Annotated in this window: 18 protein-coding genes and 1 pseudogene; 18 read left to right on the plus strand and 1 reads right to left on the minus strand. The window is 53.4% G+C overall.

What is annotated here, in order from left to right:
* Positions 1 to 312: 312 nt before the first annotated feature.
* The 15 genes and pseudogenes from ltrA to GT3570_RS06200 all read left to right on the plus strand — a co-directional run bounded on the left by ltrA (position 313) and on the right by GT3570_RS06200 (position 20,677).
* Positions 313 to 2,127, plus strand: a complete 1,815-nt coding sequence (gene ltrA, locus GT3570_RS06125) for a group II intron reverse transcriptase/maturase (protein WP_021322289.1) — start codon at positions 313 to 315, stop codon at positions 2,125 to 2,127.
* A gap of 132 nt (positions 2,128 to 2,259) precedes the next feature.
* Positions 2,260 to 3,015: pseudogene (recA, locus tag GT3570_RS06130) on the plus strand (recombinase RecA); the annotation flags it as partial.
* A 375-nt stretch (positions 3,016 to 3,390) separates the two neighbouring features.
* Positions 3,391 to 4,947 carry a ribonuclease Y gene (gene rny, locus GT3570_RS06135; protein WP_011230797.1) on the plus strand — a complete coding sequence of 519 codons (1,557 nt, stop codon included), beginning with the start codon at positions 3,391 to 3,393 and terminating at the stop codon, positions 4,945 to 4,947.
* A gap of 101 nt (positions 4,948 to 5,048) precedes the next feature.
* Positions 5,049 to 5,843, plus strand: coding sequence for a TIGR00282 family metallophosphoesterase (locus GT3570_RS06140; protein WP_011230798.1), 795 nt, complete (start codon positions 5,049 to 5,051; stop codon positions 5,841 to 5,843).
* Positions 5,844 to 5,971: 128 nt separating this feature from the next.
* Positions 5,972 to 6,232, plus strand: a complete 261-nt coding sequence (gene spoVS / locus GT3570_RS06145) for a stage V sporulation protein SpoVS (RefSeq protein WP_003251598.1) — start codon at positions 5,972 to 5,974, stop codon at positions 6,230 to 6,232.
* Positions 6,233 to 6,324: 92 nt separating this feature from the next.
* Complete coding sequence (locus tag GT3570_RS06150) at positions 6,325 to 7,248, plus strand: dipeptidase (RefSeq protein ID WP_014195492.1); 924 nt, start codon at positions 6,325 to 6,327, stop codon at positions 7,246 to 7,248.
* A 155-nt stretch (positions 7,249 to 7,403) separates the two neighbouring features.
* A complete protein-coding gene (locus GT3570_RS06155) occupies positions 7,404 to 9,176 on the plus strand; it encodes a 2-oxoacid:acceptor oxidoreductase subunit alpha (RefSeq protein WP_062898537.1) in 1,773 nt (590 codons plus the stop codon).
* Positions 9,143 to 10,009 (plus strand): 2-oxoacid:ferredoxin oxidoreductase subunit beta, encoded by an 867-nt coding sequence (locus GT3570_RS06160; RefSeq protein ID WP_011230801.1) that lies wholly within the window; start codon positions 9,143 to 9,145, stop codon positions 10,007 to 10,009. The genes GT3570_RS06155 and GT3570_RS06160 overlap by 34 nt, the downstream gene beginning before the upstream one ends.
* A 272-nt stretch (positions 10,010 to 10,281) precedes the next feature.
* Positions 10,282 to 11,649, plus strand: a complete 1,368-nt coding sequence (locus GT3570_RS06165) for an ISLre2-like element ISGsp3 family transposase (protein WP_062898392.1) — start codon at positions 10,282 to 10,284, stop codon at positions 11,647 to 11,649.
* A 305-nt stretch (positions 11,650 to 11,954) separates the two neighbouring features.
* Entirely contained in the window at positions 11,955 to 13,550 is a 1,596-nt protein-coding gene (miaB, locus tag GT3570_RS06170) for a tRNA (N6-isopentenyl adenosine(37)-C2)-methylthiotransferase MiaB (RefSeq protein WP_011230802.1), read from the plus strand.
* Entirely contained in the window at positions 13,528 to 13,959 is a 432-nt protein-coding gene (locus GT3570_RS06175; RefSeq protein ID WP_011230803.1) for a YlbF/YmcA family competence regulator, read from the plus strand. Before miaB ends, GT3570_RS06175 begins: the two co-directional genes overlap by 23 nt.
* Before the next feature lie 223 nt (positions 13,960 to 14,182).
* Complete coding sequence (locus tag GT3570_RS06185; RefSeq protein ID WP_011230804.1) at positions 14,183 to 14,731, plus strand: outer spore coat protein CotE; 549 nt, start codon at positions 14,183 to 14,185, stop codon at positions 14,729 to 14,731.
* 96 nt (positions 14,732 to 14,827) lie between these two features.
* On the plus strand, positions 14,828 to 17,536 hold the full coding sequence (mutS, locus tag GT3570_RS06190; RefSeq protein WP_014195494.1) for a DNA mismatch repair protein MutS: 2,709 nt from the start codon (positions 14,828 to 14,830) through the stop codon (positions 17,534 to 17,536).
* Between the two features lie 14 nt (positions 17,537 to 17,550).
* Positions 17,551 to 19,443, plus strand: a complete 1,893-nt coding sequence (gene mutL, locus GT3570_RS06195) for a DNA mismatch repair endonuclease MutL (protein ID WP_033025124.1) — start codon at positions 17,551 to 17,553, stop codon at positions 19,441 to 19,443.
* Positions 19,444 to 19,651: 208 nt separating this feature from the next.
* Positions 19,652 to 20,677, plus strand: coding sequence for a C40 family peptidase (locus GT3570_RS06200; protein ID WP_062898538.1), 1,026 nt, complete (start codon positions 19,652 to 19,654; stop codon positions 20,675 to 20,677).
* An 11-nt stretch (positions 20,678 to 20,688) separates the two neighbouring features.
* Here the strand turns inward: GT3570_RS06200 and GT3570_RS17820 are convergent, their stop codons facing one another.
* The gene (locus GT3570_RS17820) at positions 20,689 to 20,997 is read right to left on the minus strand and encodes a hypothetical protein (protein WP_123961343.1); all 309 of its coding nucleotides are present in this window, start codon (positions 20,995 to 20,997) and stop codon (positions 20,689 to 20,691) included.
* On the opposite strand from GT3570_RS17820, the gene GT3570_RS06205 reads away from it, so the two are divergent.
* The 3 genes from GT3570_RS06205 to miaA all read left to right on the plus strand — a co-directional run bounded on the left by GT3570_RS06205 (position 20,954) and on the right by miaA (position 25,355).
* On the plus strand, positions 20,954 to 22,303 hold the full coding sequence (locus GT3570_RS06205; RefSeq protein WP_062898539.1) for an MDR family MFS transporter: 1,350 nt from the start codon (positions 20,954 to 20,956) through the stop codon (positions 22,301 to 22,303). The two genes, GT3570_RS17820 and GT3570_RS06205, sit on opposite strands and share 44 nt — an antisense overlap.
* 213 nt (positions 22,304 to 22,516) lie before the next feature.
* Positions 22,517 to 24,214, plus strand: a complete 1,698-nt coding sequence (locus GT3570_RS06210) for a methyl-accepting chemotaxis protein (protein ID WP_025039094.1) — start codon at positions 22,517 to 22,519, stop codon at positions 24,212 to 24,214.
* A 193-nt stretch (positions 24,215 to 24,407) separates the two neighbouring features.
* Entirely contained in the window at positions 24,408 to 25,355 is a 948-nt protein-coding gene (gene miaA / locus GT3570_RS06215; RefSeq protein WP_011230811.1) for a tRNA (adenosine(37)-N6)-dimethylallyltransferase MiaA, read from the plus strand.
* Positions 25,356 to 25,365 lie beyond the last annotated feature (10 nt).

Genomic DNA, 25,365 nt, shown 5'->3' on the forward strand with positions numbered 1-25,365 from the left:
GCCAAGGGATGCGCATCCCGATGCCGCTAAGCAGGAGGAAATGACTGCTGAAGGGGTGGGGCAGCAGCCCGTAGTAGTGATGAAGCAGGGTAACTCCTGCGGAGCGAAGGGGCATAGTCGAGTACCCTAGGTTACTAACCCAGACAATGATTAGGAAGCCGTGAGGAAATCCGTAAGGGTTTCGGTGAGCAAAACTGACTAAAAACGTGTATGGTACAAATCCGCTAGAAAGGATTTGATACTATCAACCAAACGTTTCAAGAACTAATCATTCCTAGGTCGGAGCAGGAATTCCGCGACCTACAAGACAAGATGTACGCCATTACAAAGGAATGTCTGGAAAAAGGTGATGTTCCAAGATTTAAGGGATTGGTCGAAATAGCAAGCAGCGATGTCGTGATCGTATCCGCCATTCACAAAATCAAATCAAACCAAGGAAATAGTACAGCGGGTACAGATGGGAAAACCATCAGCGACATACTAACGCTGAACTATGACGAAGCGATAAACTTCGTTAAAAGATGCTTTAAGAAATATACACCTAACCCGATCAGAAGGGTCCATATCCCAAAACCCGGGAAAAAGGAAAAGAGACCTTTAGGCATTCTGACGATCGCAGACCGAATAATCCAAGAATGTGTGAGGATGGTCATTGAACCAATTCTTGAAGCACAATTTTTTCAACACTCATATGGGTTCAGACCCTACCGAGACGCAAAACAAGCCATCGAAAGATGTGTATTTATATGTAACCGAATAGGGTACAATTGGGTGATAGAGGGAGATATAAAAGGTTTCTTCGATAACGTGAACCACACTATCCTGATCAAGCAGCTTTGGCACATGGGTATACGTGATAGACGAATGCTCATGATTATCAAAGCCATGCTGAAAGCAGGAGTTATAAAAGAAACCAAGATAAATGAAATGGGCACGCCACAAGGTGGAATTATCTCCCCACTATTAGCCAATGTGTATCTTCATAAACTCGACCAATGGATAACAAGAGAATGGGAAGAGAAGAAAATGCGAAATGGTACAACCATTCGCACGGCAAAATACAAGTCCCTCCGAGATCACTCAACAATAACCAAACCAGAGTTCTACGTAAGATACGCAGACGACTGGATACTGTTCACCAATAGCAGGGGGAATGCCGAAAAATGGAAATATCGAATCAAGAAATATCTAAAAGAAAACCTTAAACTTGAACTATCCGATGACAAAACACTCATAACCAACATTAAGAAGAAACCAATGAAATTCCTAGGTTTCAAAATTAAAATGATACCACACGGTAAAGGTGGAAAATACATCGGATACGCGAGTGCAGACACGGAAAAAATTAAAGGGAAAGTTGAACAGATCAGGAAAGATCTGCGTAAACTAAAATTCGCCACGAATCAAGAATGGCTTATAACGGACATCAACCGAATTAACAGTAAAATTAGAGGTATCATTAATTATTACTCAAGTGCTCCTAGCGTCAACAGAGATGTAAGGCCATTTAAGGAAAAACTTAAATATGCGTCCTACAAAGCACTAAAGAGATATGGAGCGAAATGGATACCTGCTAATCAATGCTACAACTTAGCACCCCTGTACCCAGATAGAACAGAACAAGTGCCTGCAATCAAAATAAATGGAAGATGGCTTGGTATAATGAGTATTGGGTTCGCAACTTGGATTAAAACAAACCAGAAAAATCAGAAGGAAACACCATACACAGCGGAAGGAAGAAGAATTAGGCTTCAAAACACGGGTAAGAAGCCGCTGACCGTAAGAGCACAATGGTTATTAGACAGTGGTTACCTAAACCTAATTCAAGGAGTTAAGTCTAGTAAAATTTACAACTTCGAATTCTTCATGAATCGGTGTTATGCGTTTAACAGAGATAAAGGAAAATGTAAAATATGTGGTGACATTCTGCAGCCATTTAACACTAGAACCCACCATATCAATACGAAACTTCCGCTGAACGAAATTAATAAGGTAAGCAATCTTGTAACGGTCTGCGACAAATGTCATACATTGATCCATTTAAAGGATCTAAGTGATGTCAACCTCAGTCGCTTAAAAACAAACGCAATAAGGAAACTCGAGGAATACAGAAAGTGCGTACACTAGTAAAGTCTAGAGCGGATTAGTAACCGGGGTACTCGATGGAACGCCGTGTGCGGGGAAACTCGCACGCACGGTGTGAAGCGGGGGAAAATAGCCCCTCCGGGTAATGCCGAGGGTGACTATTACCTATCGCTATCGCTCGACCCCATCTATGCACAAAAATTAGGGGTCAATATCGATGAATTGCTGCTTTCCCAGCCTGACACGGGCGAGCAGGCGCTCGAAATCGCGGAAGCGCTCGTGCGAAGCGGCGCGGTCGATATTATCGTCATCGACTCGGTGGCGGCGCTTGTGCCGAAAGCGGAAATTGAAGGGGAGATGGGCGACGCCCATGTCGGCTTGCAAGCGCGGCTTATGTCCCAGGCGCTTCGCAAGCTGTCTGGCGCCATTAACAAATCGAAAACGATCGCCATCTTCATCAACCAAATTCGCGAAAAAGTCGGCGTCATGTTTGGCAATCCGGAAACGACGCCGGGCGGGCGGGCGCTCAAGTTTTACGCTTCCGTCCGCCTAGAGGTGCGCCGCGCCGAGCAAATTAAGCAAGGCAATGATATGGTCGGCAACAAGACGAAAATTAAAGTCGTCAAAAACAAAGTTGCGCCGCCATTTAAAACGGCTGACGTCGACATTATGTACGGCGAAGGCATTTCCCGCGAAGGGGAAATTCTCGACATGGCGTCCGAATTGGACATCGTGCAAAAAAGCGGTTCGTGGTATTCGTACAAAGACGAGCGGCTTGGCCAAGGGCGGGAAAACGCGAAGCAATTTTTGAAGGAAAACCCGCACATCGCCGATGAGATCGCCCGCGCCATCCGCCAGCATTACGGCATCGACGTTGAAGAGGGAACGAGCGAACCGCAGCAAGACGGGTTCGGATTGCTTGAAGAATAACGGGACAAGGCGTCCTGGCAAGCTGCCGGGGCGCCTTTTTCCATCCGTTCGGCCTGCCAAGGAGAGCGATAAGCCTAAAAAAGGACGGCGTGCGGAACGGTCTTGTTCCGTTGTCATCCTCTAGGCGCGTCGGTGTAATATCTTGACAATTCCTATTGCCGCCTTTACAATGAACATGTATATTTGTCCATACGCGCGGCAGGGCCATACGCCCGCCCGCTGCGGCGGACCGCCTTCGTGCGGAAGGCTGCGCGGGTCGATTGTGATGCCAAGCGACTGAGCTAATGGATTGAAAACGGGAATGTCCATCTGCGCCGGTCATGGCGGTGAGAAGAGAGAGCGAAAGGAAACCGAACAGCAAGAGGAGGTGAAACGATGGGTTCGATCATCATCTCCGCTTTGCTTGCCTTAGTCATTGGTGCCGTTGTTGGCTTTTTTGTTCGCAAATCGATTGCCGAAGCGAAAATCGGCGGGGCGAAAGCCGCTGCCGAACAGCTGATTGAGGAGGCGAAACGCGAGGCGGACGCCTTGAAAAAAGAGGCGCTTCTCGAAGCGAAAGACGAGATTCATAAACTGCGTACGGAGGCGGAGCGTGATATCCGCGACCGGAGAAGCGAGCTCCAAAAACAAGAAAACCGCCTGATGCAAAAGGAGGAGAATCTCGACCGCAAAGATGAAGCGCTCAACAAACGTGAGGCGTTGCTTGAGGCAAAGGAAGAAGCGTTGAACGAAAGACAACAGCATATTGAACAAATGGAAAGCAAAGTGGAAGCGCTCGTCAAACAACAACAAGCCGAACTTGAACGCATTTCCGGCCTGACGCGCGACGATGCCCGCCAGCTCATTTTAGAGCGCGTCGAGAAAGAGCTGTCGCATGAGATTGCGATGATGATCAAAGAGGCGGAAACGCGGGCGAAAGAGGAGGCAGACAAACGGGCAAAGGCGATTTTGTCGCTTGCCATCCAACGTTGCGCCGCCGACCATGTCGCCGAAACGACTGTTTCCGTCGTCAATTTGCCAAACGACGAAATGAAAGGGCGGATCATCGGGCGCGAAGGGCGGAACATCCGCACGCTCGAGACGTTGACCGGCATCGATTTGATCATCGACGATACGCCGGAAGCGGTCATTTTGTCCGGATTTGACCCGATTCGCCGCGAGACGGCGCGCATCGCGCTCGATAAGCTTGTGCAAGATGGCCGCATCCATCCAGCGCGCATTGAGGAAATGGTCGAAAAGGCGCGCCGCGAAGTGGATGAGCATATCCGCGAAGTCGGCGAACAGACGACGTTTGAAGTCGGTGTTCACGGCTTGCATCCGGATTTGATCAAAATTTTAGGGCGGCTCAAGTTCCGAACGAGCTACGGACAAAACGTCTTAAAACACTCGGTGGAAGTGGCGTTTTTAGCCGGACTGATGGCGGCCGAGCTTGGGGAGGACGAAATGCTGGCGCGCCGGGCCGGCTTGCTTCATGACATTGGCAAAGCGATCGACCACGAAGTCGAAGGAAGCCATGTGGAAATCGGCGTTGAGCTGGCGACGAAGTATAAAGAACATCCGGTCGTCATCAACAGCATCGCTTCCCACCATGGCGATACGGAACCGACGTCGGTCATCGCTGTGCTCGTCGCGGCGGCCGATGCGCTGTCGGCGGCGCGGCCGGGAGCGCGCAGCGAAACGCTGGAAAACTATATCCGTCGTCTAGAGAAGCTTGAAGAAATCGCCGAATCGTACGAAGGCGTTGAAAAATCGTACGCCATTCAAGCTGGGCGTGAAGTGCGCATTATGGTCAAACCAGATATGATCGACGATTTGGAAGCGCACCGGCTGGCGCGTGACATCCGCAAACGAATCGAAGAAGAGCTCGATTACCCGGGCCATATTAAAGTGACGGTCATCCGCGAAACGCGGGCGGTCGAATACGCGAAATAAAGTGGCTATTGCCACTTTCTTTTTTTGTGCGTAAAATAGGAGGGTATAACGATGCGGAGATGGGCGCAAGGCGATATTTTTCGTTTAGAAAGGGATCAGGGATGAGAATTTTATTTATCGGCGACGTCGTCGGTTTGCCGGGGCAAAAAATGGTGGAGCACTATTTGCCAAGGCTGAAGGAAAAACATCGGCCGGACGTTGTTGTGATCAACGGCGAAAACGCCGCCGGCGGGAAAGGAATCACCGAACCGATTTACCGGGCGCTTCTCGCTTGGGGGGCTCATGTGATCACGTTGGGCAATCACGCATGGGACAAACGCGATATTTTTGAGTTTATCGATCAGGCGAAGGCGTTGATTCGCCCGGCGAATTACCCGCCCGGCACACCGGGAAAAGGCATCGTCTTTGTGCCGACCGAGCATGGCGAAGCGGCGGTCATCAATTTGCAAGGGCGGGCGTTTTTGCCGGCGATTGACTGCCCATTTCAAAAGGCGGACGAGCTGATCGCCGCCGCCTCCGCGCGCACGCCGGTCATCATCGTCGATTTCCATGCCGAGGCGACGAGTGAAAAACAGGCGATGGGCTGGTACTTAGACGGCCGCGTATCCGCGGTCATCGGCACGCATACACACGTCCAGACGGCCGATAACCGCATTTTGCCAAGAGGGACGGCGTACATTACCGACGTTGGCATGACCGGTCCATACGACGGCATTTTAGGCGTCGATCGAGAGGCGGTGCTGCGCAAATTTTTAACCGGGCTGCCAGTTCGTTTCGACGTCAAGGAAGGACGAAGCCAATTGAATGCCGTCTTTGTTGATGTAGACGAAAAAAGCGGACGGGCGTTTCGCATTGAACGGTTGATCATTAACGATGACCACCCTTATTTTGAATAGTCCATCTTTTAAAAATTTTTTAAAATGTCCTCCTCCCATGCAGGAATAGTTGTCGAAACAGTGAATATAGTTACAATGAAGACCTTTTACCGAAATCATTTTCCAAGGAAACGAGGGAGGAGCTAGGAATGGAAATATTAAAAGTTTCAGCAAAATCGAATCCGAACTCTGTAGCTGGTGCACTTGCCGGGGTGTTGCGCGAGCGCGGCGCAGCGGAAATTCAAGCGATCGGCGCAGGTGCATTGAACCAAGCCGTTAAAGCAGTAGCGATCGCACGAGGGTTTGTGGCACCGAGCGGCATGGACTTGATTTGCATTCCGGCGTTTACGGATATTATCATCGACGGAGAAGAGCGGACAGCGATCAAATTGATTGTCGAACCTCGTTAACTGGATGATCAGACAATGGCGGCTATAACCTGTTGGCGCCTTCGGCTGCGAAGGCAGGCAGGTTATTTTTGCTTTTTCAAGGGGGGAACGGAATGATCTTCGATGCACATTGCGATGTGTTGATGAAGTTATGGCAAGATCGGTCTCTGTCGTTTTACGACGGAGCTTCGCTTCACGTCACTCTTTCCGGGATGGCGGAAGCAGGGGTGAAAGTGCAATGCTTTGCCATCTACATACCGGAAACGGTGCCGGAGGAAGCCCGGTTCACTGTTGCGCTGGAGATGGTGGACATCTTCTTTGCCCGCATTATCGATGCGTTTCCGTCTGTGAAGTTCGTGCGGACGAGACGGGATATCGCCGCCCTTAAAAAAGAGGAAGTCGGCGCCATGTTGACGCTGGAAGGGTGCGACGCCATCGGCGTCAACCTTGTCAAGCTAAAGACGCTCCTCCGCCTCGGCGTCGCTTCCGTAGGGTTGACATGGAACTTCCCGAACGCTGTCGCTGACGGAGCGTGGGAGAAGCGCGGCGCCGGGCTGACGGCGTTTGGCCGGCAAGTCGTTGCACTTCTTAATGAAGCAAAACGATGGGTCGATGTGTCCCACTTATCGGAGAAAGCGTTTTGGGATGTCATCGAGATGGCTCGGTTCCCCATCGCTTCCCATTCCAACGTGCATCGTCTATGCCCACATCCACGCAACTTAACCGACGAGCAGATCAAAGCGTTGATCGAAAAAGACGGCATGATCGGCATTAATTTCGTTCCGTATTTTTTGACGGCGAAGAAAAACGAGGCGATGATCGCTGATGTGCTTCGCCATCTCGACCATATATGCGCGCTCGGGGGGGAAAACAACGTCGGGTTTGGCTCCGACTTCGATGGCATCACGGAGACGGTCGCCGGCCTTGGAACGGTAAGGGAATATGCGCGGCTTGTCAACGAGTTGTACAAGCATTACTCCACCGAGCAAGTATCCCGCTTTTTATTCGGCAACTTCTACGCCCATTTGCCGGAGTGACGAATATCACTGAGTATCGGCTCTGCGTATCCTAGAATAGAAGACAGGGCATCCGCGGCGCCGGCTGAAAAAGGCGTTCAAAATGGTAGTTTCCTTGTCAGAAAAGTGGTACAATAGTAGCGAAAGGCTGGAGTGAATATAAAGGGGTGTAATTCATGATCGAACAGCTGTCATGGAAGGTAGGCGGCCAGCAAGGGGAAGGAATTGAAAGTACAGGGGAAATTTTTTCCACAGCGCTGAACCGCCTCGGATATTACTTATATGGATACCGCCATTTTTCTTCACGCATCAAAGGGGGTCATACGAACAACAAAATTCGCGTCAGCACGAAACCGGTGCGGGCGGTCGCTGATGATTTGGACATCTTGGTGGCGTTCGACCAAGAGACAATCGACTTCAACTTCCACGAGCTGCGTGACGGCGGCATCGTCATTGCGGACGCCAAATTCAATCCAGTGATTCCGGAAGGAAAAGGAGTGGCGCTTTACGCCGTTCCGTTCACCGATATCGCTACACAGCTTGGCAATCCGCTGATGAAAAACATGGTTGCCATCGGCGCGACAAGTGCGGTGCTCGATTTGGACGCCGCCGTGTTCGAAAGTGTTGTTGTGGATACATTTGGGCGCAAAGGGGCGCAAGTCGTTGAGAAAAACATGGAAGCGATTCGCGCTGGAGCGCAATATATGAAAGAGCAGCTCGATGGTTCGACGAAAACGATGAAACTAGCCAAAGCCGACGGCAAACGGCGAATGTTCATGATTGGCAACGATGCCATCGCCTTGGGCGCCATTGCCGGCGGGGCGCGCTTTATGGCCGCCTATCCGATCACCCCAGCTTCGGAGATTATGGAGTATTTGATTAAAAAGCTGCCGGATTTTGGGGGCGCGGTCATCCAGACAGAAGATGAAATCGCAGCCTGTACGATGGCGATCGGCGCCAACTATGCGGGCGTGCGGGCGTTCACCGCTTCCGCCGGACCCGGGTTGTCGCTTATGGCCGAAGCGATCGGACTAGCTGGGATGACGGAAACACCGCTTGTTGTGGTTGACACGCAACGAGGCGGTCCAAGCACCGGCTTGCCGACAAAGCAAGAGCAGTCGGATTTGCTCGCGATGATCTATGGCACGCACGGGGAAATTCCCAAAATTGTCATGGCGCCAAGCACGGTCGAAGAAGCGTTTTACGATATGGCGGAAGCGTTCAACTTAGCTGAGGAATACCAATGCCCGGTCATTTTCCTGTCGGATTTGCAGCTGTCGCTCGGCAAGCAGACGGTTGAGCCGCTTGATTACGATCGGATCGAGATCCGCCGCGGCAAGCTGATGAATGGTGAGCTGCCGCCGCTTCCGGACAAAGACAACTTCAAACGGTATGAAATCACGCCGGACGGTGTTTCGCCGCGGGTGCTGCCGGGAACAAAATACGGCATCCACCATGTCACCGGGGTCGAACACGCCGAAACAGGCCGCCCGTCAGAGACGGCGGCAAACCGCCGGGCGCAAATGGAAAAACGGATGCGCAAACTCGAGCACATCCACTTCCCGACGCCGGTGCACAAACAACTCCGCCACGAAGAACCGGATTTGCTCCTTGTTGGCTTTTTATCGACGCGCGGAGCCATTGAAGAAGCGATGGAGCGGCTCGAGCAAGATGGCGTCAAAGTCAACCATGCGCACATCCGTCTGCTTCATCCGTTCCCGGTTGACGACGTGCGGCCGCTTGTCGAGAAAGCGAAACGAGTCGTCGTCGTCGAGCAAAACGCCACCGGGCAGCTGGCGAACTTGTTGAAAATGAACGTCGGGCACGCTGATAAAATCGCCAGCGTCTTAAAATTCGACGGCAATCCGTTCTTGCCGGGCGACGTCTATACTAAATGCAAGGAGTTGTTAGCGCAATGGCCACTTTTAAAGATTTCCGCAATGATGTGAAACCGAACTGGTGTCCGGGGTGCGGCGACTTTTCCGTGCAGGCCGCCATCCAGCGCGCGGCCGCCAATCTCGGGTTGGAGCCGCACGAACTCGCGGTCATTTCCGGGATCGGCTGCTCGGGCCGCATTTCCGGCTACATTCACTCTTACGGCTTTCACGGCACGCACGGCCGCGTTTTGCCGCTGGCGCAAGGAGTGAAAATGGCGAACCGCGATTTGACGGTCATCGCCGCCGGCGGGGATGGCGACGGATTCGCGATCGGCATGGGGCACACGGTTCATGCCATTCGCCGCAACATCGACATCACATACATCGTCATGGACAACCAAATTTACGGGTTGACGAAAGGACAAACATCGCCGCGCAGCGCTGCCGGCTTCCAAACAAAAAGCACGCCGCACGGGTCGATCGAGCCGGCTTTGTCGCCGCTTGAGATCGCGTTAAGCGCCGGAGCGACGTTTGTCGCGCAAGGTTTCTCAAGCGATTTAAAAGAATTGACGAGCTTGATTGAGGAAGGCGTCAAGCATAAAGGCTTTGCGCTCATCAACGTCTTCAGCCCGTGCGTGACGTACAACAAAGTGAATACGTACGAGTGGTTCAAAGAGCGGCTCATCAAGGTGAGCGACATCGAAGGATACGACCCGTCCGACCGGGAGATGGCGATGCAGACGGTCATGAAATACGATGGGCTCGTCACCGGGATCATTTATCAAAACAAAGAACAAAAGTCGTACCAAGAGCTTGTGCCAGGCTACAGCGAGGCGCCGCTTGCCGAGGCGGAGCTGAAAATGAGCAAAGAAAAGTTCGCCGAACTCGTAGCAGAGTTTATGTAAAAATGGAAACAATTTGCACCCGATGGAGGCTTGCCTCATTGGGTGTTTTTTGTTATCATGACATGTTCCGGTCCTCCGGAACAGTGTGAGTAAAATATTTGTGGGTGACATTCCGAAATGATCCCCGACGAGGGTTGCGAACTTTTGTTCGCGACGCTCGTCGGGGCCACCAAGCGAAGCGCGGTAGAAAAAGCAAATGTCGTGAAAAAAGGACTCTCTCCCTGCTATGATGGTGATTGGCAAACCAACCGAAAACAGGAGGGAGAGAGTCCATGAAACATCTTACCACAGAATGGCCCCTATTAAAAGAGTTGGAGGAACAATTAGTCAGAACTCTTCAAAAGGTGTTCGCTGTCTTGTTGGCGGCCCTTTTGGAGGAGATTGATCAACAACTGGCGGAAGCGCGGGACAAGCGCCGGTATCAGCTGAAAGACAAACGGCCGACTACGATCCAAACGCTGTTTGGAGAAGTGACGTTTCGACGGAACTACTACTATGACCGGCAAACGGGGAACTATACCTTCTTGCTGGATGCCGAATTAGGCTTTGATGGGGCCCGATCGATCAGTCCTTGCCTCGAGGAAACGGCGGTCGAGTTGGCCGTAGAGTGCTCTTCCTACCGCAAAGCGGCCCGTACGTTGGAGTCGATCGTGGGGTATGCGGTCATGAGCCACGAGGCGATTCGCCAACTGGTGCTGGAGGCCCCTGTCTCGCTGCACCGCCCTGTTTCCCAACGGCACGGCCGGGTGCTGTTTGTGGAGGCGGATGGACTGTTTATTTCCCGCCAGGGGAAAGGGAAACGGGCGAAAGAAGAGAAAATCCTGGCGGTTCACGAGGGATGGAAACGAAACGGTTCGCAGCTTGAGCTCGTGAACCGGCGCCACTACCTCCATGAAGGGGAGGGAGACGTGTGGGAACGGTTCGAAGAGTGGCTGATGAACGAATATGCCTATGATCCGTGCCGGGACCTGTTGATCATCAACGGCGACGCGGCGTCGTGGATCACGGCCTGCCGGGAGTATTTTGGGAAGCGGGCGTGCTTTCAGCTGGATCGATTTCATGTGGCGCGGGAGCTGCGTCAGTGTCTGTCCGGCCACCCGCGTTGGCGGGAGGTGCGGAAGAAGCTGGCGAAACAAGACGAGGAGGGGCTTCTGGTGGAGCTGAACAGCGCGGTCGGCACGTTGGAGGACGAAGCGAAAGAGAAGCAGATGGCTGCCATGATCCGCCGGATCGAGTCGATGCCGGGATGCATCCGGGACTATCGGGAGTGGCTGTCGGAGCAAGGGGTGGAGACGACCGGCATGCGTCCGATGGGTCACGCCGAGAGCGTGATGAGCCGGTTTGCGCATCGGGTGAAATCCCGCCGCAGCTGGAAAGACCAAGGGCTTCGGGCGTTTCTGAGGGCGATGGCAGCCCGAATCGACGGGATTTGGCGGAGAAATGGGCAGTTGGTGGAGGAAGAAGAGACCCGAACGGCAGCCTCGGCCTCGACGAAGTCCAAGCGGGTTGAACAGGCCAAACGGAAGGCAGGACGGTTATGGGCAGATGTGGTGCGTCAGAATCTACCGTGTCTGCAGCGGTCATCCGGGACGCCGATCCATCAAGCGTTGTCGGCGCTCCGGGATGGTGGTTGGGTGTAAAAAAATGGAATATCGTATCATCGCCTCAAGATGAGGGACGAGAGTCCGAAAGCGCTTACGATATTAATTCCTGAAAATGGTTCGCTAACTAGTGATTGACAACGCCCGTAGTGAACCGAAAAAATGTTCTCCACAAAGTCTTGACTGACTCTCCGGAACAAACCCCATTGTGTTTCCTTGCCGCTCGCGATATACTATGGTAGTGTGTGGTTGGAAGAAATTTGCCGAGGCGAGGCCGGCTGCACAGGAAACGGCGGCCGCTCGTCTCGGATGATCGAATGATTTTGTGAAGAAAGGAGATTGCTATGAACGAAAAACAACGTTTGGAGCAAACGGGACAAATCAAAACCGAAAGCCATCCAGCGGACAGAAAATCCGCCTTGGACCGGCTGAAAGAAAAAACGACGAAAGACTATGAGAAATATTTCACGAGCGTGTTTCTCCCGCCGAATTTAAAAGAGGCGAAGAAACGCGGCAAAGAGGAAGTCAAGTACGTCAAAGACTTTTCGATTCCTGAAGAGTTTCGCGGCATGGGGCGCGGACGGAAGTTTTACATCCGCACGTATGGCTGTCAAATGAACGAGCACGATACGGAAGTGATGGCTGGCATTTTCATGGCGCTCGGCTATGAGCCGACCGACCGTCCGGAAGAGGCAAACGTCATTTTGCTCAACACGTGCGCGATCCGTGAAAACGCGGAAAACAAAGTGTTTGGCGAGCTCGGCTACTTAAAGCCGCTCAAAACGACGAACCCGGACTTATTGCTCGGCGTGTGCGGCTGTATGTCGCAAGAAGAATCGGTTGTCAAGAAAATTTTAAAACAATACCAATACGTCGACCTCATTTTCGGCACGCACAACATCCATCGCCTGCCGTACATTTTGCATGAGGCGTACATGTCGAAAGAAATGGTCGTCGAAGTATGGTCGAAAGAGGGCGACGTTGTTGAAAACTTGCCGAAAGTGCGCAAAGGGAAGATTAAAGCATGGGTCAACATTATGTACGGCTGTGACAAGTTTTGCACGTACTGCATCGTTCCGTACACGCGCGGCAAAGAGCGAAGCCGCCGTCCGGAAGACATCATCCAAGAAGTGCGCCAGCTCGCCGCCCAAGGCTATAAAGAAATTACGCTCCTTGGGCAAAACGTCAACGCTTACGGAAAGGATTTCACCGACATCCAGTACGGCCTTGGCGATTTAATGGATGAGCTGCGCAAAATTGACATTGCGCGCATCCGCTTCACAACGAGCCATCCGCGCGACTTTGACGACCGGCTCATCGAAGTGCTCGCCAAACGCGGCAACTTGGTTGAGCATATCCATTTGCCGGTGCAATCGGGCAGCACGGAAATTTTAAAAATGATGGGCCGCAAATATACGCGCGAGGAGTACTTGGAGCTCGTTCGCAAAATCAAAGCCGCCATTCCGGATGTCGCGTTGACGACGGATATTATCGTCGGCTTCCCGAACGAGACGGACGAGCAGTTTGAAGAAACGCTGTCGCTTTACCGTGAAGTCGAATTTGACTCGGCCTACACGTTCATCTATTCACCGCGCGAAGGCACGCCGGCGGCGAACATGAAGGACAACGTGCCGATGGAAGTGAAAAAAGAGCGGCTCAAGCGTCTCAACGACCTTGTTCAAGAAATCGCGGCCAAGAAAATGAAGCAATACGAAGGGCAAGTCGTCGAAGTGCTTGTGGAAGGCGAAAGCAAAACGAATCCGGATGTATTGGCGGGTTATACGCGCAAAAACAAGCTCGTCCACTTCGTCGGCCCCAAATCGCTCATTGGCCAATTGGTCAACGTGCGCATTACGCAGGCAAAGACGTGGACGCTGACGGGCGAGCTAGTCAATGAAGCGATCGAGGTGAACGAACATGGCAAAATATACGCGGGATGATATCTTGGCCCAGGCGAAGCAGCTGGCGAAAATGATCGCCGAAACGGAAGAAGTCGACTTTTTCAAACGAGCGGAAGAAAAAATCCACCAAAACGAAAAAGTGCGCACGTTGATCAACGAGCTGAAATCGCTGCAAAAGCAAGCGGTCAACCTTCAGCATTACGGAAAACATGAAGCGCTGAAACAGGTTGAGGCCAAAATTGACGCCATTTACGAAGAGTTGTCGCAAATCCCGATCGTCAGCGAATTCCAGCAGTCCCAATCCGATGTGAACGACCTGCTTCAGCTCGTCGCCTCGACGATTTCGAATACGGTGACCGATGAAATTCTCGCTTCGACGGGCGGCGATGTGCTGCGCGGCGAAACCGGCGCCGCGCTTCGCTACAACAAACACGGCGGCTGCCATTAATGGCATGCGGCTCAAAAGCGTCCTTTGGGGCGCTTTTTTTCTTATGGGCGCGCTCTCCCTTTCCCCGAACCGCGGGCGGCTGCCTGGCGGCAAAAAAGAAGGCACATCGAACGGAGCAGGCGCATACAATGAACTATACGGAATAATGATTCATTTGCTGTGCACATTAGCGGAGATGGCGCATAGGATGAAATGAAGATTCATTTGAGGAGGGTTCCGTTCGATGTCTGAATACAGAGAAATTATTACGAAAGCCGTTGTCGGCAAAGGCCGCAAGTTTACACAATCGACCCATACGGTGACGGCGCCGAACCGCCCGTCAAGCATTCTTGGCTGCTGGATCATCAACCACCGTTATGAAGCGAAAAAATGCGATAAAACGGTCGAAATTCACGGCCATTATGACATCAACGTCTGGTATTCGTACAACCACAATACAAAAACCGAAGTCGTCACCGAAACGGTGTCGTATACGGACGTCGTCAAATTAAAATATCGCGACAAAGATAATTTAATCAGCGATGACACCGATGTCATCGTCCGCGTCATCCAGCAGCCGAACTGCCTCGAATGCACGATTTCGCCAAACGGCAATAAAATCGTTGTCGATGTTGAGCGGGAGTTTGTCGCCGAAGTGATCGGCGAAACGAAGGTGTGCGTTGCCATCAATCCGGAAGGATGCGGCAAGGACGACGATTTTTGCGACGAGGATGACCTTGATGAAGAATTAGAAGATTTAAGCCCAGATTTGCTGCTTGGCGAAGAAGAATAAAACTAGGAAATTTCTTTCCTAGTTTTTTCTTTTGCCGCTTGTTATAATAGTAGCGCAATCAACGAGCCTTCGGGCCGAAAAGGTTGGGGAGAAGCGATGCCATCGTACACACCGATGATCCAGCAATATTTGCACATTAAAGCGCAATATCCGGACGCGTTTTTATTTTTCCGGCTTGGCGATTTTTACGAACTGTTTTTTGACGACGCCATCAAGGCGGCGCAAGAGCTGGAAATTACATTAACAAGCCGCGACGGCGGCGATGAACGGGTGCCGATGTGCGGGGTGCCGTACCATTCGGCGCAAGGATATATTGAGCAGTTAATCGAAAAGGGATATAAAGTCGCCATTTGCGAACAAGTCGAAGACCCGAAAACGGCCAAAGGCGTCGTTCGCCGCGAAGTTGTGCAGCTCATCACCCCAGGGACGCTCATGGAAGGCAAAGGGCTCACCGAGAAGGAAAACCACTACTTGGCGGCGCTCACGCCGTTTGCTGATGGTACATACGGATTGGCTTACGCCGATTTGTCGACCGGCGAGGTCCGGTTGACGCTTCTTTCTTCGTGGGAGGAAGCGGCAAACGAATTGCACGCCGTTGGAGCGCGGGAGATCATCGTTGCCACAGACAGCGGCGAAGAGTGGGTGCGCGAGCTGAAAGAGCGGTACGGGGCGGCGGTCTCTTATGAGGACGACACATCTCTATGCGACGAATGGAACGGCGTCATCGGCCATGTGGCGCAAGAAAAGCTGCGGCAGGCCGCAGCCCGCTTGCTTCATTACCTCGTCCGCACGCAAAAGCGGCGGCTCGATCATTTGCAGCCGGCTGAGTTGTATCAAGTTGACCACTATATGAAAATGGACCGACATTCCAAGCTGCATTTGGAATTGGTCGAAACGGTGCGGTCAAAAGGAAGGAAAGGCTCGTTGTTATGGCTTTTGGATGAAACGGTGACAGCGATGGGTGGGCGGCTCTTAAAACAATGGCTGGACCGGCCGCTCATTGATCGGCGCGAAATCGAACGGCGCCTCGATTTTGTGGAAACGTTGAAAACGAGCTATTTTGAACGGCAGGAGCTGCGCGACAGGCTGCGCGGCGTTTACGACATTGAGCGCCTTGTCGGCCGTGTCTCCTACGGCAACGCCAATGCCCGCGATCTCGTGCAGCTGAAAAAGTCGCTTCTTCAAGTGCCGGCGCTCCGCCAGACGGTCGGCGCACTGCCGCTCGCTGAAGCGGACAAGCTGTGCGAGCGCCTTGACCCGTGCGAAGAGCTCGTCGATTTGCTCGAGCGCTCGATTCAAGAACAGCCGCCGCTTTCCGTCAAAGAAGGGAACCTCATCAAAGACGGATATGACAAGCAGCTCGACCGCTACCGCGATGCGAGCCGCAACGGCAAGGCGTGGATCGCTGAACTTGAGGCGAAGGAGCGGGAAGCGACCGGCATCAAATCGCTCAAAGTCGGCTACAACCGAGTGTTTGGCTACTATATTGAAGTGACAAAGCCCAATCTCCCCCTTGTTCCGGAAGGACGTTACGAGCGGAAGCAGACGCTCGCCAACGCCGAGCGGTTTATCACCCCGGAGTTGAAGGAAAAAGAGGCGCTCATTTTGGAGGCGGAAGAAAAAAGCATCGAACTCGAATATGAACTGTTTGTCGCCATTCGCGAGCAGGTGAAGCAATACATCCCGCGCCTGCAGACGTTGGCGAAAGCCATTGCCGAGCTTGATGTGCTTCAATCATTCGCAACGATCAGCGACGAGTATCGCTACGTGCGTCCGCAGTTTTCCACGGAGCGCGTCTTGGTGATTCAAGGCGGCCGCCACCCGGTTGTCGAAAAAGTGCTCGGCGCGCAAATGTACGTGCCGAATGACTGCTACATGAACCGCGAGCGGGAAATGCTGCTCATCACTGGACCGAACATGGCTGGAAAAAGCACGTACATGCGGCAAGTGGCGCTCACCGCCGTCATGGCGCAAATCGGCTGTTTCGTTCCCGCCGAGCGGGCGGTGCTGCCCATTTTTGACCAAGTGTTCACCCGCATCGGCGCTGCTGACGACCTGTCGGCAGGACAAAGCACGTTTATGGTCGAAATGTTGGAGGCGCGCCACGCCATCGCTCATGCGACACAAAACAGCCTCATTTTGTTTGATGAAATCGGGCGCGGCACATCGACGTACGACGGCATGGCGCTCGCCCAGGCGATCATTGAGTACATTCACGACCATATCGGCGCGAAAACACTATTTAGCACCCACTACCATGAACTCACCGCCTTGGAGCGTTCGCTCCCGCGGCTTTCGAACGTCCATGCCCGCGCCATCGAGGAAAACGGCAAAGTCGTCTTTTTGCATCAAATCGCCGACGGGCCGGCCGACAAGAGCTACGGCATTCACGTCGCCGAACTGGCCGGGCTGCCGGCTTCGCTCATTGAACGCGCGCGGGCCATTTTAGCGGAACTGGAGAAAGCGGCGGGAAAACAGGAAGCCGCCGCAGGCAGGATGGACGATGGCGCTTTGGCGGAAGCGGGTTTGGCTTTTCAGGGGAACGAAGCGTTAGACGTCGGCAGCAAGGTTGAGCGCGAGAAGGCCTCCCGTCCGTCAGCCGGCGCGGCGCGGGAGGGCGTTTTGGCGGAAGCGGCGTTTGAGCAGCTGAGCATGTTTCCTGACCTTGCCCCGGCGCCTGTGGAGCCGCCTCTTTCAAGCAAAGAGAAAAAGGCGCTCGCGGCGCTGAAAGAGATCAATTTGCTCGAGATGACGCCGCTTGAGGCGCTCAACAAACTGTATGAACTGCAAAAGCTCCTCAAGTAAAGGAGGGAGGCCCGATGGGACGCATCCGCAAGCTCGATGACCTGCTGGCAAACAAAATCGCCGCCGGCGAGGTCGTCGAGCGGCCGGCTTCGGTCGTCAAGGAGTTGGTGGAAAACGCCATTGATGCCCATAGTACGGTCATCAACATCGAGCTTGAAGAGGCGGGAATGGCGAAAATCCGCGTCATCGACAACGGCGACGGCATGGAGGAAGACGACTGCTTGCTCGCTTTTGAACGCCATGCGACAAGCAAAATTCATGACGAGCACGATTTGTTCCGCATCCGCACGCTCGGGTTCCGCGGTGAGGCGCTGCCGAGCATCGCTTCTGTATCCGAAGTGGAGCTGACGACCGGCACGGGCAGCGGACCGGGAACGAAGCTTGTGCTTCAAGGCGGCGCACTCGTCTCCCGCGAGCGGGCGGCGGGGCGCAAAGGAACGGATATTACCGTATCGAACTTGTTTTTCAACACCCCAGCGCGCTTGAAATATATGAAAACGATCCACACCGAGCTCGGCCATGCGGCCGACGTCGTCAACCGACTAGCGCTCGCCCATCCGGACGTATCATTTCGCCTCCGCCACCAGGGCAAAACATTGCTTGCCACCAATGGCAGCGGCGATGTCCGGCACGTGCTCGCCGCTATTTACGGCGCCGAGACGGCGAGACAAATGATCCCCATCGAAGCGGAATCGCTCGATTTTACCGTTCGCGGCTACATTTCGCCGCCGGACGTGACGCGCGCCTCGCGCAACTACATCTCGCTTGTTGTCAACGGCCGCTATGTGCGCAGCGTGCCGCTCATGAAAGCGATTGAAGCCGGCTACCATACGCTCTTGCCGATCGGCCGCTATCCGATTGTGTTTTTATCCATTGAAATGGATCCGGTGCTTGTCGATGTCAACGTCCATCCGGCAAAGCTCGAAGTCCGCTTTAGCAAGGAAGCAGAGCTGAATGAGCTCGTCACAGACGCCATCCGCCAGGCATTTCGCAAGCGGACGCTCATTCCGTCCGTATCTGCCGACAGCAAGATGGCAAAACCAAAGGCGGAGCAGGCGGCTTGGACGTTCACTCATCGCGTCCGCGAGCCGTCTGTCTTATCGAGCGACATCGGCGGCGGGGAAGATGCGACCGCCCCTCTTGCGCCGCTAACCGGTGACGCACCGGCTGAGCGGCCATCCGCGGCTGTGCAGACGGATGAATGTGGAATACCGGACGAACATGGGCCCGCTTTCGAGCGAAAGCAGGAGGAAGAGGAGGGAGAAGAGCGGTGCTCTCCCCGCTTGCCGACAGATGGGCAAGCGGAGGATAAAGCGGCGGCCGATCGCCTGCCGCCGCTTTATCCGATTGGACAATTGCATGGGACGTACATTTTGGCGGAGAACGAACATGGGCTGTATATGATCGATCAGCATGCGGCTCAAGAGCGGATCAACTATGAATATTTCCGGGAAAAACTCGGCGAAGCCACGAAGGAAGTGCAGGAGCTGCTCGTTCCGTTGATGTTTGAATATCCAGCCGACGAGTACGAGCGGATCGCCGCCTGCCGCGATGAGCTGGCGCGCTGCGGCGTGTTTCTTGAGCCGTTTGGGCCGCGGGCGTTTCTCGTTCGCTCCCATCCGACGTGGTTTCCGAAAGGGAGAGAAAGGGAAATCATCGAGGAAATGATCGAACAAGTGTTGGCGGCCAAAACGGTCGACATCAAGCAATTGCGCGAACAAGCGGCGATCTTAATGAGCTGCAAGCGCGCCATTAAAGCAAACCAACATTTGCGCCAGGATGAACTGTTCGCTTTGCTTGAGGCGCTGCGGCAGACAACGGACCCATTTACTTGTCCCCACGGCCGGCCGATCATCGTTCATTTTTCGACATATGAAATTGAAAAACTATTTAAACGGGTGATGTAGCCTGCGCCCCCTTTGCGCGACAAAGGGGGCGCTTTTTGTAATCGTTTTGTAATCTACTTTTATTCTTTCTGTTACAGACGGATTGCTTTGATTTTACTATAATGGCTCATGTGTAGGAATACGTGGTGAATTTTGTAGAGTGATAGCGAATTTTGTATAAACATGGATACATAAAGATGGATACATCGACGTCATAGGGGGATGCAGCATGAAAAAGACGGTTGTATTGACAAGCACGTTGATCGGCTCGCTGTTGGCCGGCCACGCGGCATCGGCGGCGAGCTATACGGTGCAAAAAGGCGATACGCTTTGGAAGATTGCCCGGCAATCCGGCACGACGGTCGCCGCGTTAAAGCAAGAAAACGGTTTGTCTTCGGATTTGATTTTTCCCGGACAAGTATTGCGCGTCAATGAACCAAATAAATCGAACGAAACTTCTTCGAATACATATACGGTCGAGCCTGGTGATACGCTAAGCGGAATCGCCCGCAAGTTTAGCACGACTGTGGATGCGTTGCTCAAGCTTAATCCAAGCATTACGAACCCAGACTTCATTCGCGCCGGGCAGAAGCTGCAAGTAGCAGGGGAACAGGAACGTTCCAATACATACAATGTGCAGCCGGCAGCCGTGCCGACAAGCGGCCGGTATATCGTGCAGGCGGGGGATACGCTGCTTGAGATTGCGAACAAGTTTCAAACGACGGTCGACCGTCTATTGGCACTGAATCCGCAAATTACAAACCCGAACACCATCCGCATTGGCCAAGCCATTAAAGTGGCGGGCGGAACGACTGATGTCCGGGAGGCCAAGCAGCAAGTATCGGCCGCCAACTCGGCTGCCACTGAGTCGTCCACATCGCTTGCCGACCGAATCATCGATATTGCGGAAAAATATTTAGGGGCGCGTTATTTGTACGGAGCAAGCCCGTCGCGCACCGATGTGTTTGACTGCTCATCGTTTACGATGCGCGTCTTCAGCGAAGCCGGCATTTCGCTGCCGCGCACATCCACCGCTCAAGCGCAAGCCGGAAGAACGGTGTCGTTTAACCAATTGCAAAAAGGCGATCTCGTCTTTTTTGACACCGATTCAAATGGGACGATCAACCATGTCGGCATTTACGCTGGCAACGGGCAAATGATCAACGCGACCGTTTCGTTGGGTGTTGCGTATTCGTCGCTGACGTCATCCTATTGGAAAACGCGGTATGTAAAAGCGGTTCGGGTCATCAACTAAATGAAAGACGATTAACGCAGCTGTTCGTGCGAAGCCTTAGGCGCTTCGGTGAACAGCTTTTTTGTTGTTCGTGCGAGTGAAAGCCGAATCCAACAAAGATGCAGGATGATGCCGCGGAAAAACGGGTTAGCGGTTTTGAGGCTTTCTGCTTTTAAGGCAACAAAAAACAGCAACAAGTACAAATAGTCCGGCTTTCTGGCGCGTATCATTTGGTGCCATGATGATTCATCATGTAAAATAAGATATTCATAGATGATCAAAAAGGAGGGCATTGGTATGAACAGCCGTCTGTCCGTGATGGTGAGCATTGTGCTGGCCATGCTCGTCGCCTCGATGGATACGACGATCATGAACACGACGATGCCGATCATCGCCAAAGAACTTGGGGGATTCTCCCTTTATGCATGGGCGTTTGCGTCATACATGATTACGACAACCGTCCTGTCACCGATTGCCGGCCGTCTGTCCGACCTGTTTGGCCGCAAAAACGTATTCAGCTTTGGCATCATTTTATTTTTGATTGGCTCGCTTCTTTGCGGTTTGTCGCAAAATATGGTGCAACTCGTCCTGTTCCGCGCCGTACAAGGGGTCGGCGCCGGGTTTATGATGCCGTTTCCGGCCATTATCGCCGGCGATTTGTTTCCGGTGGAAAAGCGCGGAAAGATCCAGGCGTTTTTTACCGCCATGTGGGGGATTTCCGCCGTCTTGGCGCCGCTTTTAGGCTCGCTGTTTGTCGAATACGCGACATGGCGCTGGATTTTTTATGTCAACATTCCCATTTGCCTGCTCTCGCTTGTGACGTTGTTTCCATATAAAGAAGTATATGAACCGAAGCGGGCGGCGGTTGACTATATGGGGGCGGTGTTATTTGCCGCCGCAGTCAGCCTGCTTTTGCTCGTCACTGTTGCGAAGCGCGGACAATGGTGGTACGGGGCGGCCGGTGCGCTCTTGCTCATGGTGTTTTACTTTTTCGAAAAACGGCAGCCGTCTCCGCTCGTGCCGCTTTCACTTGTTCATCACCGCACGCTCAAATGGATGAACATTAACGGCTTTGTCAGCTGCGTCGCGCTGTTTGGCACGTCAAGCTACATTCCGCTCTTTTTGCAAAATGTTGCTCATTTATCGGTATTTATCAGCGGCGTCGCTTTGCTCGGCTCGTCCGTTGGTTGGATGATCGCCGCCGTGCCGGCCGGGAAATGGATTTTGCGCTATGGCTACCGTCCGCTTCTCATCATCGGCAATGTGCTGCTGGTTGCGTCCGGCTTGCTTCTGGCGCTGCTGAACGAAAGTCACGGGTTTTGGTATGTGTTTTTCGTCATGTTTGTCCAAGGGCTGTCGTTTGGGTTGACCTCGACCGTCGGCGTCATCGGCTCGCAGCAGCTTGCGGACGTCCATGAAAAAGGAATCGCGACGTCCTTTTTTATGTTTTGCCGCAATATCGGCACGGCGATCGGCGTGACCGTCATGGGAGCGTTTTTGACGAAGGCGCCGACGTTTATGACCGGCATCCATCATTTGTTTTTATTCGGCCTCATTGGCAGCATCGCCGCGCTTGTCACCTCGCTTTTCATTCATGATGAAGCCGAAACCGGCCGAAACACGTGGCAGCCGGAAGGAACGGCGTAAGGCGGGGAAGCGGCATGGGGGCGGCCGGTTTGCTCTCCTTGCGAGTTTACGGTGAAAGAGGAGGCTCATTGAGAAAATCCAGTTGATTTTCTCAATGAAGCAGGCCTTTTCATCAAAGATGGCGAAAGAGCCAAAAAAATACTAAACATTGGCTGTTATCATCCGATAATGTAGATGGAACAACATACTGATTCACAGACGGAGGACTTGCCAATGAACATGAAAATGACCGTGCGCAAAAAACTGCTGGCTGGCTTCGGCCTCGTCTACGTGTTGATCGCGCTGCTAGTCGGGTTTTCTTATTACGAAATTTCGACTCTTGACCGTACATACACCGATGTGATCGACAAACGGGTGACGAAGCTTGTCAATGCCAAAGAGCTTGAAGTATTGATCCGCCGCGAGGTCGGCAGCATGCGCGGCTATTTGTTGACCGGCGATGAGACGTCAAGGAAAAATTTTGAAAAAGCGCATGGGGAGTACAAGAAAATAAGCGAAAAGCTTGCGGCGGAGCTGACGCGGGAAGAAACGAAACAGCTGCTTGCCGAGCTCGATTTGCTTGAACAGCAGTTTTACGAACTTGGGCAAAAAACGTTCGACCTAAAAGCGCAAAACAAACCGGAGCAGTACATCGCCCTTGTGACCACAACAGGGCGCGACTTAACAACCCAATTTGATGAAAAGGTGAATCAATTGGTCGCTCTCCAGCAGCGGGAAATGAAGGAAGCTAATGATGATGCGAGCGCATCGGCGGCTGCGGTCCAGCGGCTGATCATCATCGTCGGCTTGTTGACGGCGGCGGCTGGAGCGACCGTCAGCTATTACATCAGCCGCTCGCTTTCCCGCCCGCTATTGGCGCTGTCGGAAGCGGCGAAGCGGATCGCCGCCGGCGATTTGACGGACGGGCGGCTCTCGGTTCGCAACCGCGATGAAATTGGCGCACTCGCCGCTTCGTTTGAGCAAATGGCGAAAAACTTGCGCGAAGTGCTCCAAGAAGTGGCGCAAAACGCCGAGCAAGTCGCCGCTTCGTCGGAGGAGCTGGCAGCGAGCGCCGAACAGACGAGCAAGGCGACCGAGCAAATCGCCATGACGATTCAGGGCGTTGCTTCCGGCATGGACAAGCAAATGCAAAGCGTGGAAGAAACGTCCGCCGCCGTCGATTCGATGTCTGAGAGAATCGAGCAAATTTCCGGACGGGCGCAAAGCGTGTCCGCCATCGCTGCTGAGGCGTCAAGACAAGCGGCTGAGGGAGGGCAAACGATCGAGGCGGGCGTTGCGCAAATGAACAAAGTCAACGATACGGTCGAGCGGCTGGCTGACCTCATTAAAGGGCTTGGCCACCGTTCCGAGCAAATCGGCTCGATCATCGAAGCAATCCGCAGCATCGCGGCGCAGACGAACTTGCTCGCCTTAAACGCCGCCATTGAGGCGGCGCGCGCCGGCGAGCACGGGCGCGGCTTTGCCGTCGTTGCTGACGAAGTGCGGAAGCTCGCCGAGCAATCGGCCCAATCGGCCCAGCAAATCGCGGAATTGATCGCTGCCATTCAAGAAGAAACGGTCCATGCCGTCCAATCGATGGAGTCGGTCGTCAACGAAGTGACGGCCGGAACGAACGTCATTCGCGCCTCGGGAGAAATGTTCGCCCGCATTCGCGCCGCCGTGGACGAAGTTGCGGCGCAAATCCGCGACGTATCCACCGCGGTCAGCGACATGGTCTCTTCTTCGGAGCAAATGGTGCGCTCCGTCCGGCTTGTCGCCGACGTGGCCGAGTCGACATCGGCCGGTGCGCAGGAGGTGTCGGCGGCGACCGAGGAACAGCTGGCCTCGATGGAGGAAATTTCAGCTTCGGCCGCGTCGCTCTCGAAAATGGCGGACGATTTGCAGGCGATTGTCAACAAGTTTTCATTATGATGAGCGCCTTTTATGGCGTTCATTTTTTTCCATATGGTTATGGCGAAAGGGAAGAAAGGCGATTTTTCGCGCTGCCATGTATAAAACGATTTGTGGATGGCGAAAACGTATGAAAGAAATGGTTCCATGCACAGCTGTTTTTATGTATAATGATGGTTGACACAAGTCCCACAACAGAAAGCAGTGACGCGCTATGGCTGAAAAAGTCGCCGTCATCGTCGGGCCGACGGCGGTCGGCAAAACGAAGCTCGGCATCGCGTTGGCGAAAAAGCTGGGCGGAGAGGTCATCAGCGGCGATTCGATGCAAATTTATAAAGGGATGGACATTGGCACGGCGAAAGTGAAGCCCGATGAGATGGAAGGAATCCCGCATCATTTGCTGGACATCAAAGAGCCGTGCGAACCGTTTTCCGTCGTCGAATTTCAGCGGCTTTGCCGTGCGCTCATCACCGAGATTTCGGCGCGCGGCCGGCTGCCGATCATCGTCGGCGGCACCGGGCTGTACATTCAGGCAGCCCTTTACGATTACCAATTTTCCGCCGCCCCTTCCGACGAAGCGTACCGCCGGGCGCTCAAACAGCTGGCGGCCGAGCAAGGAGCCGAAGCGCTTCACCGGCGGCTTGAGGCGGTTGATCCAATAAGTGCGGCCCGCATTCATCCGCACAACATCCGCCGCGTCATCCGCGCCTTAGAAGTGTATCATTGCACCGGAAAGCCGTTCAGCGAGTGGCAGCAAGGGCAGTCAAAGCGGCTTTTGTATGAGGCGGCCATCGTTGGCTTGACGGCGGAGCGGGAGGCGCTTTACCGCCGCATCAACGAGCGGGTCGATGAGATGATCGCCGCAGGGTTGATCGAAGAGGCGAGGGCGCTTTATGACCGCGGCCTGCGCGACTGCCAGGCGGTGCAAGCCATCGGCTACAAGGAGCTGTACGACTATTTTGACGGCCGCGTTTCCCTTGATGAAGCGATCGAGCAGCTGAAACAAAATTCGCGCCGCTATGCGAAACGGCAGCTCACTTGGTTTCGCAACCAAATGCCGGTGAAATGGTTTGACATGACCGACGCTGGGCAGTTCGCCGCCAAGGTGGAGGAAATTTCTCGCTATGTAGCAGGAAAGCTTCAACTTGAAGCGAATATATAATTATATCCTT

Origin of the sequence: Geobacillus thermoleovorans, from assembly GCF_001610955.1 — a bacterium.
Classification (GTDB): Bacteria; Bacillota; Bacilli; order Bacillales; family Anoxybacillaceae; genus Geobacillus; species Geobacillus thermoleovorans.